At 45.3% G+C, this 11,556-nt stretch carries 8 protein-coding genes and 1 tRNA gene; 6 read left to right on the top strand and 3 right to left on the bottom strand.

The annotated features are described in order from the left end of the window. Window positions 1-227: 227 nt before the first annotated feature. From AC6EJC_RS21980 to AC6EJC_RS21960, 5 genes are all read left to right on the top strand, one after another. Entirely contained in the window at window positions 228-1,556 is a 1,329-nt protein-coding gene (locus AC6EJC_RS21980) for an ABC transporter substrate-binding protein (RefSeq protein WP_444955788.1), read from the top strand. Window positions 1,557-1,629: 73 nt separating this feature from the next. Next, window positions 1,630-2,523, top strand: a complete 894-nt coding sequence (locus tag AC6EJC_RS21975) for a carbohydrate ABC transporter permease (RefSeq protein WP_444955787.1) — start codon at window positions 1,630-1,632, stop codon at window positions 2,521-2,523. Next, window positions 2,523-3,341, top strand: coding sequence for a carbohydrate ABC transporter permease (locus AC6EJC_RS21970; RefSeq protein WP_444955786.1), 819 nt, complete (start codon window positions 2,523-2,525; stop codon window positions 3,339-3,341). Before AC6EJC_RS21975 ends, AC6EJC_RS21970 begins: the two co-directional genes overlap by 1 nt. Before the next feature lie 23 nt (window positions 3,342-3,364). After that, a complete protein-coding gene (locus AC6EJC_RS21965; RefSeq protein ID WP_444955785.1) occupies window positions 3,365-4,711 on the top strand; it encodes a GH1 family beta-glucosidase in 1,347 nt (448 codons plus the stop codon). Window positions 4,712-4,728: 17 nt separating this feature from the next. After that, entirely contained in the window at window positions 4,729-7,962 is a 3,234-nt protein-coding gene (locus AC6EJC_RS21960; protein WP_444955784.1) for a cellobiose phosphorylase, read from the top strand. 81 nt (window positions 7,963-8,043) lie between these two features. Here AC6EJC_RS21960 and AC6EJC_RS21955 read toward each other — a convergent pair whose 3' ends face one another. The 3 genes from AC6EJC_RS21955 to AC6EJC_RS21945 all read right to left on the bottom strand — a co-directional run bounded on the left by AC6EJC_RS21955 (window position 8,044) and on the right by AC6EJC_RS21945 (window position 10,290). Continuing rightward, window positions 8,044-8,808, bottom strand: a complete 765-nt coding sequence (locus tag AC6EJC_RS21955; RefSeq protein WP_444955783.1) for an exodeoxyribonuclease III — start codon at window positions 8,806-8,808, stop codon at window positions 8,044-8,046. A 15-nt stretch (window positions 8,809-8,823) separates the two neighbouring features. After that, window positions 8,824-9,903 (bottom strand): hypothetical protein, encoded by a 1,080-nt coding sequence (locus tag AC6EJC_RS21950; protein WP_444955782.1) that lies wholly within the window; start codon window positions 9,901-9,903, stop codon window positions 8,824-8,826. Window positions 9,904-10,216: 313 nt separating this feature from the next. Beyond that, window positions 10,217-10,290, bottom strand: a tRNA-Arg gene (locus AC6EJC_RS21945). A gap of 257 nt (window positions 10,291-10,547) precedes the next feature. Here AC6EJC_RS21945 and AC6EJC_RS21940 point away from each other — a divergent pair. Next, a complete protein-coding gene (locus AC6EJC_RS21940) occupies window positions 10,548-11,459 on the top strand; it encodes a hypothetical protein (RefSeq protein WP_444955781.1) in 912 nt (303 codons plus the stop codon). The last annotated feature ends 97 nt before the right edge of the window (window positions 11,460-11,556 follow it).

Raw genomic sequence — 11,556 nt, 5'->3', positions numbered from 1 at the left:
TCTATGCTACCTCATAGAAGAGAGTCAACAGTGCTCCTAAAGGATGTAGCCTAATATATTATGGGGAAATAAGTTTAATTTAACGGTGGATTATGTTTTTTTTGATAATTTACAAATCTCTATTTACAAATACAGACTATTCGATACATAATAGTAGCTGTAATTAACTAAACCGCTTTCGTAAAGTGTAAATGCATTTATTCTAAGATTACAGGGGGAATTTTGCAATGCTAAAAAAGTGTTTTTCTTTACTTATTGTAACCGCTTTAATCGTGGTGCTGGCCGCTTGCGGCAAAGGTAGCGAAGCTGGACAGAACGGGGATAAAAAGGTCACATTAAAGATTATTCATTGGCAACAGGAAAATATTAACAACTATATAAAGGAGTTTAATGAAAAATTTGAAGAGAAGTATCCCGATGTTCAGGTGGAGTATACGACGGTTCCTGCTGATTCAACTTATGATCAACTGATGCAAACGCGTATGAATGCTGGTTCAACCGGTGATGCAGACATTATTCCTCTGAAATTCAGCTTCGTAGGCGCTCCGCAGGAATGGTCTAAGGGAGCAGCTGATCCGATGTGGAAGCAGTGGATTGACGGAGGGCTCATTGCAGATCTGTCGGATCAAGCTTTTATGAAAAACTATAATCCTACAGATGTCAAAAATGCCATGACCTATAACGACAAAGTATACGGTGTAAATATGGGTAAGGTGGCACTGACAGGTCTATTTTACAACAAAGAGATTTTTGCAAAATACAATCTTGCTGTGCCCACGACATGGGACGAACTGGTGAATGTTATGAAGGTGCTCAAGGATAACGGCGTAGAACCAATAGGTTTCGGCGGTAAGGATGTATGGCCTATTAACCTTGCTGTCCAAGGACTTCAGGCCTCTATCCATGATGATCAGCTGGAATATATCAAAGGGCTGTGGACAGGTAAGACGAAGCTGACAGACCCCGTACAGCTTGAGGTGCTGGAAAAAACACAAATTTTGATGAACAACGCCATTGGTGGATTTATGGGGATTGACTATGGAACCTTGCCAAGTTTGTTTGCTTCAGGGCGTGTAGCTATGATTGCGGATGGTACGTGGGATGCAACTACGATCCAGACAGCCAATCCAGAGCTGAAATTTGGTTATTTCCCGATTCCAGGCAGTAACGATCCCGCCAAAAATAAAAACCTTGCAGGCAAGTACGATATGACCTGGATGGTATTGGAAAAGTCACCAAACAAGGAATATGCGATCAAATGGCTTGAAATGCTCTCCGAGAAGCAGAACTATACGGATTTTGTGAACGCTGCTGGATTTTTGCCAACACAGTCTGATGTGAAGATAAGCAGCGATTTTGTTAATGAGATCCAGCCTTCACTGGAAAACTTCAAGCTCTCTTGGGATCAGTTGTTTATCAATCGTAAGAATGTTGGACAGTACATTAAGGAAGCCAGCGTACATGCGGAATTTTTGGCGCCTGCCGGTCCGTTAAAGACGCCTTTGGAGCTTGCCCAGAAATCTCAGGCAGACTGGGATGCGGCAGCCCCTAAATAAATCCATAGATTTTACAGGAATACAAATTGGCAACTGTAAAGCTCCCATAATAATGTAAAAAGGTGTGAGACCCATGTATCCCTTCGGAAAGGGTGCTGCCCGGATAATGCCATATCTTTTGCTGAGTATTCCGGTGCTGCTCTATTTGCTTCTTGGTTTTGGACCCTCTATGGTAACCGTACTTTTTTCCTTTACAAATGCTACCGGGGTTCCGGGACAGACGTGGAATTTTATCGGATTCGAGAATTACACGACCTTTTTCACCTCCTCCGATTCTGGAGATCGCATCGCTTCGATTGGCCGTTCCTTATATTTTGCCGTAGCGGTGGTTGTGATTCAAAATGCAGTGGGGCTGTTCATGGCCATCCTTATTAATAAGAAGCTCAAAGGGGATGTGTTATATCGCTCTGTATTTTTCCTGCCTGTTGTGCTGGGGGTAACGGTATCCGGCCTGATCTGGCAGCTGCTTGCCAATCCGCTTGGGGGTCCTGCGCAAGCCTTGATGAACTTTTTTGGAACCAGCTCCAACTTCTTCGGGGATTACGATATTGCATTTGAATTGATTATTTTTGTGCAAATTTGGATGTACATGGGTTACTCGATGACTATTTTCTTAGCCGGACTGCAATCCATCCCCAGTGACTTATATGAAGCTGGGTATATGGACGGTGCCTCTGGATGGAAAGCGTTCAAAAATATTACCTTTCCGATGATTGCACCGTCCTTTACCGTCAATATGCTGCTGTCCATTATCGGCGCATTGCAGACCTTTGACATTATTTATGTGCTGACAGGTGGTAAATTCAACACGACGACACTTGCGTTTGACGTATATGCCACAGCCTTTGGCTCTGGGACATCAGATTACGGCCTTGCTTCCGCAGTTGCTATGATCCAGTTCGTGTTCGTGTTTACGGTATCGATGATTGCCCTGTATTACTTACGTAGAAGAGAGGTGGAAATGTAATGAGCAGTACCAAAGGAGCCAAAATACTGAGCTACATCATCGTACTGCTCATGCTTTCGTTGTATGTATTCCCGCTTTTCTACCTTTTTAATGTATCGATGAAGACTCAAAGTGAGTATCTGATGGATCCCGTAGCTCTGGCCAAGAGTCTGCGCTTGGAGAATTTTATGGATGCTTGGGAAAAAGGGAATTTCTCTCAATACATGTGGAACAGCATTTTGTATACAGGTGTATCTACGTTATTAACACTGATTATATCCGTGTTTGCGGCTTTTCCGCTGGCGCGGGGATACGTCAAGTTCAGCACCTTCTTTTATGTGTTTTTCCTGATATCCATGTATCTCCCGAATCCGCTGATTCCGCAATTTGCTCTGATTAATAGTCTGGGACTTTACAATACCCAGCTTGGTTTTATTTTGCTGAAAACAACAGGTACCGGCATCGCTTTCCTAATGTTTGTGGGGTATATCAAGTCTGTCTCCCGAGAGCTGGATGAAGCGGCTGCCATGGACGGGTGCGGATATTCACGTTATTTGTTTACGATTCTTGTACCGCTGATGAAGCCGGTGTTGGCAACAGGCATCATTTTAACAGCCATTGGAGCATGGAATGACATTATAGGTCCTACCATTTATTTGTCTGATCCCGCGTATCAGCCAGTGACCAAGGGATTGTTCTCCTTCTACGGACAATACATGAACAACTGGCCGCTGCTCGCTTGCGGTATCCTGGTTGTTACACTACCGCTCGTTATTTTGTATATTTTCCTCCAGCGCTTTATTGTCGGCGGTGCAATGGCCGGAGCTGTGAAGTCTTGATTCCTGAAAGGATGATACCGAGTATGAGTGAGAATAACTTTGTATTTCCCGCCACGTTTATGTGGGGAACTTCGACCTCTTCTTATCAAATTGAAGGTGGCGTGGATGAAGAGGGAAGAACGCCTTCTATTTGGGATACTTTCTGTCGAGCACCCGGAAAGGTGATAGGAGGGGACTGCGGAGATGTGTCTTGTGACCATTTTCACCGCTTTAAGGAAGATGTGCAATTAATGAAGCAGCTTGGCTTTTTACATTACCGTTTTTCCGTGGCCTGGCCGCGCATTATTCCCGCATCCGGCGTGATTAACGAACAGGGGCTGCTCTTCTATGAGCGTCTGCTGGATGAGATTGAGTCGGCCGGGCTAATTCCGATGCTGACGTTGTATCATTGGGATCTACCACAGTGGATCGAGGACGAGGGCGGTTGGACGCAGCGAGAGATTATCCAACATTTTAAAACGTATGCCTCTGTAATCATGGATCGATTTGGACAGCGTATAAGCTGGTGGAATACGATAAATGAGCCCTATTGCGCCTCTATTTTAGGCTATGGTACAGGAGAGCATGCTCCCGGCCATGAGAACTGGAGGGAAGCCTTTACTGCTGCCCATCATATTCTGATGTGTCATGGTGTCGCCATCAATTTACACAAGGAAAAGGGGCTGACGGGCAACATCGGCATTACACTGAACATGGAACATGTGGATGCAGCTTCTGAACGACCCGAGGACGTAGCCGCTGCCGTCCGGCGGGATGGCTTTATTAATCGTTGGTTTGCCGAGCCGTTGTTTAACGGGAAATATCCTGAGGATATGGTGGAATGGTACGGGGCGTACCTGAACGGATTGAATTTTGTACAGCCTGGTGATATGGAGCTGATTCAGCAGCCAGGGGATTTTTTGGGCATCAACTACTACGCCCGCAGCATCATTCGAGCGACTACAGACGCTTCGTTGCTTCAGGTCGAGCAGGTTCAGATAGAGGAACCGGTAACGGATATGGGATGGGAGATTCACCCTGAATCCTTTTATAAGCTGCTAACGCGGATTGAGAAGGATTTTACCAAGGGCTTACCCATTCTGATTACGGAAAACGGAGCAGCGATGAAGGATGAACTGATAAATGGGAAGATTGAGGACATTGGGCGTCAGCATTACATTGAGGAACATTTAAAGGTATGCCATCGCTTTATTGGGGAGGGAGGTCAGCTTAAGGGCTATTTTGTCTGGTCATTCCTCGATAACTTTGAATGGGCCTGGGGCTACAGCAAACGTTTTGGTATTATACACATCAATTACGACACCCAGGAACGGACACCCAAACAAAGTGCGCTGTGGTTCAAGCAAGTGATGGCGAATAACGGGTTTTAAAAGAAAAGGGGTGCACGATGCAGCGGTATTATTTTGACGATCAAGGACGTTTTGTGATTGAAAATTTTGCGCAAGCCAAGCCCTTTTCCAGTTTTCTACCCGGTATTGCTGGTGTTCAGGGAATTCCGCTGTGGACGTATTATGTTAACCGTGGACAAGGAATCGCAAGCTTTGGTGTAGAGGATAAGAACGGAGCGATCATGGAGTTTTTTCCGGCCAACCGCAGCTATAGTCTCGTGCCGATACACGGCTTTCGAACGTTTTTAAAGGTAAAGAGGCAGAATGAGTGGATCTATGCGGAGCCATTTTCGGCTGTGTGTCCTATGGAGCGTGAACAGCAAAAAATGCTGATATCCCGTCATATGCTGGAAATACATAGCTCAATTCCGGACATAGGGCTGGAGGTGCGTGTGCAATATTTCACGCTTCCCAATGAAAGCTACGCTGCGTTGGTGCGCAAAGTTGAGATTGTCAATCATTCCGCCCAGGAGCTTGAACTGGAGGTGCTGGACGGAATGCCTGCCGTACTGCCCTTCGGTATTGACAATGCGGCGTACAAGGAGCTTGGACATACACTGAAAAGCTGGATGGATGTGTATAATCTGAAGAACAGCATTCCTTACTACAAGGTGCGTGGAAGTACAGCGGATACAAGTGAGATCCACCAAATTGAAGCGGGACACTTTATGTACAGCTTTGTGGAGCAGGAGGGCAAGATCAGGCTATTGAGTCCAATTGTTGATCCGTCCGGTATATTTGGTGAAAATACGGCACTGACCTTCCCTGATCGCTTTATCCGTACACGCGTCGAAGACCTGGTTTCACAGCAGCCTGTGACGACGAATAAAGTGCCATGTGGGTTTAGCGGTTATACGGCTCGACTGATGGCAGGTACAGCCGTAAATCACTGTACGATCATCGGGCATGTGAATGATATTCAATCTATCAATGAACGAATTACGGAAATTGCAACCATGCCTTATATCGAGCGGAAGGCGGAGGAAGCCAAAGCGTTGATCGAAGAGTTAACGGATGAAATGGCAACGCGGACATCCATTCCGTTGTTTGACGAATACTGCCGTCAGAACTATCTGGATAACCTGTTACGTGGTGGTTATCCATTGTTGCTGGACAACGGCACGGAGCATCCGTTTGTATATCATGTATTTTCGCGTAAGCATGGAGATTTGGAACGGGACTATAATTTCTTTAAACTCCAGGCGGGATACTATTCTCAAGGAAATGGTAATTTTCGTGATGCGAACCAGAATCGGAGAAATGATGTGTGGTTTAACCCCGGCGTAGGAGATTTCAATATCCGTATGTTTATGAGCCTGATTCAGCCGGACGGGTATAATCCGCTTGTTGTAAAAGGATGTAGCTTTCAAGTGCGAGAGCTGGAACCGTTGCTGGGACAGGTGGAGGTGGCAGATCATTCGTCTTTGCGTGCTTTTTTCCAATCGTCGTTCACCCCGGGTGAGCTGATTCAACATATAATTCATGGTAACATCGCACTAAAGCAAACGGTTGAGACGTTTGTGACTGAAGCTCTCAAGCATTCCGAGCAATGCTATGAGGCTGATTTTGGTGAAGGCTTCTGGATCGACCATTGGACTTATAACATGGATCTAATCGAAAGTTATCTAAGTATCTATCCGGACAAACAAGAGGAACTCTTGCTCGCGACCAGAGAGTACATGTATTACGACAGTCCGGCATGGGTACAGCTACGTCGAAACAAATACGTGCAGATGAAGGACGGACGTATCCGTCAGTACGGGGCGGTCGTAGAGAGCAAAGAGAAAGAAGCTCAGCTGCACGCCCGGGATCGCGATGTTTATTGGGTTCGAACCGAACATGGAAGCGGAGAGATTTATAAGTCCAATTTATATGAAAAGCTGCTGTCATTAGCAGCCATCAAGCTGTCCACGCTGGACCCGGAGGGCTTGGGAATTGAGATGGAGGCGGGCAAGCCGGGATGGAATGATTCCATGAACGGACTTCCGGGGCTGTTTGCTTCTGGATTCAGTGAACTGTGTGAATTACAGCGACTCGTAAGATTTTTAATAAATGCACAGGTGAAGCTTTCGGGTGATTCTGTGCTACGGCTGCCGCGAGAAGTTGCTAAGTTGATCCAACAGCTGAGGCTCACAATGGAGGAATACTACCATGATTCTGATGAGGCTGATTACAGGAATGAAAGCAAGGATTACAGCTTCTGGTCACGGATTTCGGATGCTAGAGAAGCGTATCGCGAAACGGTTCGTTTTGGATTTGAAGGGGCAGAAACACCACTAGCGTTTGATGATGTGCTGGTGTTTTTGCGCCAGGCTGAACGTAAGCTTCAACAGGGGATGGATAAGGCTCTGCTTATCGGTGAGGGGATATACCCAACCTTCTTTTATTATGAAGCCAGAGAATTCGAGGTACAGGAGGATGACTGCGGGGGCAAGCACGTAAACATACATTCCTTCGAACGTAAGGATACACCATATTTTCTAGAGGGACCGACTCGGGCTATGAAAGTGGTTGGCGACATTGTAAATGGGCAGAAGCTGTATCGGCAAATCAGGCAGAGCGGGCTTTACGACAGGAAGCTGGGCATGTATAAGGTAAATGAGAGTCTGACGGGGCAGCCGTTTGAACTCGGTCGTTCCAGAGCCTTTACGCCGGGTTGGCTGGAAAATGAATCTATATTTATGCATATGGAATATAAATATTTACTAGAGTGCTTAAGGATGGGTCTTTACACTGAATTTTTTTCCGACATAAAAAAAGCGTTACCGCCTTTTATGGACGCTGAGGTTTACGGCAGAAGTACGCTGGAAAACAGTTCCTTTATTGCTAGCAGTGCTAATCCTGATGCAAGTTTACATGGAACGGGATATATTGCGAGGCTCAGTGGATCTACGGCAGAATTTATTCATATGTGGATATGGATGATGACGGGCGGGAAACCGTTTGGCTATGATCATAGGGGCCTATCCTTGAAGCTGGAGCCCAAGTTGCCAGGCTGGATGTTCACAGATACAGGAGAGTTATCCTTCTGCTTTCTTGGAAGTTGCCAGGTGACTTATTTTAATACGAATCGCAAGGATACTTATGCGCCGGACTGCATAGTGACCCAGTATGTACTGCATTATGCCAGTGGAGAAAAGAAGACGGTAAACGGGGCTGTATTAGATCAAAAAGAGGCGCAGAATGTGAGAAATCGGTTGGTTTCCCGTATCGAGGTGTATTTGGGGATATAGCTCCATTAATTTATGCCGTCATGCTACATAACAGAGCATGACGGCTTTTTAAGACTGCATAAATCCTTGTGTGAGGGGGAACTATGCTGAAATATCTCGCAAATCCAGTATAACAGGGCAGTGGTCACTGCCTGTAATATGGCAATCAATGCTCGCATCCATCAATAGCGGACGAAGTCTCTCCGAGACGAGGAAGTAATCAATCCGCCAGCCGATATTCCGTTCCCTCACCTTTGGCATGTAGGACCACCAGGAATAAACATCCGTCCGGTCAGGATAAAAGTATCTGAAGGTATCTATAAATCCGGCGTCGAGTAGCTGTGACATGCGATCCCGTTCCTCGGGCGTGAATCCAGCATTTCCGTAGTTAGCTTTCGCATTTTTGAGGTCGATTTCCTGATGAGCCACATTCAAATCTCCACAAATGATGACGGGCTTCTTAGCATCCAGTTGTTGAAGATAGCTGCGGAAACGATCTTCCCATTCCAGTCTGTACGGCAGTCGGGATAAGTCCCGTTTGGTATTCGGTGTATACACATTGACGAGATAAAATTTTTCGAATTCCAGAGTAATGGTTCTGCCTTCCGGTTCTTCATTTTCTTCAAGTCCATAATGCACAGAAAGCGGCTTGATTTTAGTGAAAATAGCCGTGCCGGAATATCCTTTTTTCTCGGCATAATTCCAGTATTGTGTGTATTCCTCCATGTTCTCCATGAGGATTTGTCCCTCTTGAAGCTTCGTTTCCTGTACGCAAAAAATATCGGCATTCGTTTCTTTTAGATAAGTATAAAATCCTTTGGTCACACAGGCCCTTAAGCCATTTACATTCCATGATATTAACTTCATTAGTTATTCTCCTTGTTACTCATCGCGGTGAAGAGGTGTGATTTGTATATTCTCTGTTGATGTAAGCTTATAAATGTCTTCTATCTGGACTTCATAGGTCTTTTCATCAAAATGGTCCTGACCAAACATATAATCGTTTAGTTCTATTGCCTTAAGATTTCGTTTGGTATTCATAGCCGAAGGGAAGTATTTGATATCTATTGAGGCTTTATTTCCGGCCAACACTGTCTTGAGAACCTTCGCGGTTTGTAATATCCGTTCTTTTTCCAATGGCAACCCTGAGTCAGTTAGATCCGCGAATACAATTAAACGAATATACTGATTGCCGACCGCTTCTGGATTCTGTTTAAAATCGTCGTATTCTTTGATCATCTTATCCGTGTTCCCTTCTTGCACTCCAGAATGAACAGCGGCTGCTTCACCGTATAGCTTCTGTATAACGGGTTTGAGCTTCATGTCCAGTTGGCTCTCCCAAAGGGCGTTAAGATAATTTTCTCTAAATGGGACATCATCATAAGGACGCTTGGTCATGATAAAGAGGACGGAAGGATGACGATTAGAGATCGCCTCCATGGTATATTCAGTGGAGGGTATACTATGATAGCTGATATTTTGAATTTGAAAGTCCTCTCCGTATTTTTGCTCCAGATATTGCTCTGATTCTGCGGCTACGTTGCGTTTATTTTCACCTGTTTGTGTAAAAGGCTCTATAATATCTACGAATTTCATTGTGACTGCAAGAAGCAGAAGTGTAGCTCCCAAAGCGAGACTGAGCAAAGTGCGCCATTTGGAAGGCAAGGATGCACCCGTCGGCGCGCTATCCGCATGGTTTGGAATTTGAAAAGATCGTACTGTAAAAACAATGCCTAGAATGTGGAAAAGGATGGCCAGCGGTCCCGAAATAATAAGCAGGTACCCGAGAGAAAACATTGTAAAATAGATCAGAATTCCCTGTGTGATGATAAGAGCCGCTCCACCAATCATATAGGACGGAATGGCGAGATAAAACATACCCAGTCCAGTACCTAATATGGAAAGCAAAGTGGCAACAAAACGATGAATTTCCCACTGCTTTTGCAGTTTTTTCGTAGTCAAGGGAGTCAGCCTACCTCCTTCACTTAAAAGTGATGCAACATGATAGATGATAGCAATTTCTGTGTTTTTTTGAAAGAGCAGACACTTGAAACCAGCGCCTAAAACAGCGTTGGGCAGACAGCTTTTTCTACATTATTTATAATGAGAAAAAGCTCCCTTGCGGAAGCTTTTTGTATAGTATACCAGGAGAGGTACTATCCCTATGGTCAACTGCGAAGTATAGGCTCGATGCCGATAGTCCGAAGTTTCCCCGTGGGTTATCATCTTTCATGAGAACAAAAAAAGCCTCCATCATGGAAGCTTCTTGTTATAACGTCCCAGGAGGGATTCGAACCCCCGACCGACGGCTTAGAAGGCCGTTGCTCTATCCAGCTGAGCTACTGGGACATAAAATTCAAGCGAAGATTAATATATCATATGGACAAAAAAGATTCAAGTCTTATTTTGCATATATCGCTTATTTAGGCTTTATACAGCATAAATTCCGAGTAGACGTAGTTTTTTTTGCCTTATAAAAGGGTATGTTAGAATACAGGTGAATATGTGGAAGACGAGTGGTTGGACTTCGGCTGCTGTTTCTCATATAATCTACAAATACTTGAGCTTGCGGAGGAGAGGGGGTGCCTTGAATAAAGGACTCCAAGGTGACGACAAAAGAAAATAATATTGTATTGTTTCCGAAGACACTGGACTATTATCAAATTCAACTTACTGTAATGCTTGAAAACGAACGTTACGGAGAGGCGATGGCGATGCTGCGTTTTTTGATGCAGTGTCAGGGACAGGAGCAGAAACAATACGATGAATGGAACGCTCTATTACAATGGCTGGAAGCTGCATTTCCACAGTACGCTGACAGCGGGGCGGTAACGGACGCTGTAGAAGAAGACGAAGTCAGTGAAGTAGAGTTGGCTCGCCGTCATGCACGCTTTAAGCAGGAACAGGATGCAGGCTACGGCAACAAGCTGTTGCAGATGGTTATGGATGAACCGTTATCCGAACAGACGATTTTAGCGTTGGAACAGTTGTCCTATCTGGAACTGCCGGAAATCGACGATGCCTTGCTTCGCTGGATTACGGAACGGGAAATCCATCCTCTGCTGCAATTCCGTGTTCTGCAGACACTGCGACGACGCGGAATGGAAGGGACGATAGAAATCAGACGGGGTGACGAAAAAGCGGAAATCGACATTGAAACGGTTCCGTTACAGCCGGGTGATTTTCCAGAGCCGATTATGCGTATTTTGGAACGGGTGGCCGATCAGACTGAGGTGCATGAGCCTACACTATTCTATTTTGCACAGGAGCTGTGGTCACAGTTTGTGATGGCAGTGTACGGTACGAAAGATTATAGATCAATGTTGGTGGAAGAGGACGGAATGCCGGATATTTGGGCGGCGGCACTCCATCAGACGGTTTCGGAAAGTTTGAACGGAAACAATAATGAGGAAGAAACCCGTGTTATATACGGCATTACAGATGCGCTGCGCTTCCGTTTTGAGCAGGCGTATCGGTCGATGCGAGTATTCGTGGCGGCGGGAATGAACACTCCTTAATGACCGGAAACGTTTACCTGTAAAGCATTCAAAGGGCTGCTCTTGAAAAAGACAGTAATGTTAGATATACTATAGTGGTTATTTTGTGTGCGTTGAT

The sequence above is a fragment of the Paenibacillus sp. TY11 genome, assembly GCF_059772165.1.
Note: the sequence above shows the minus strand (reverse complement) of the source record. Positions and strands in the feature narration are given on the sequence as shown.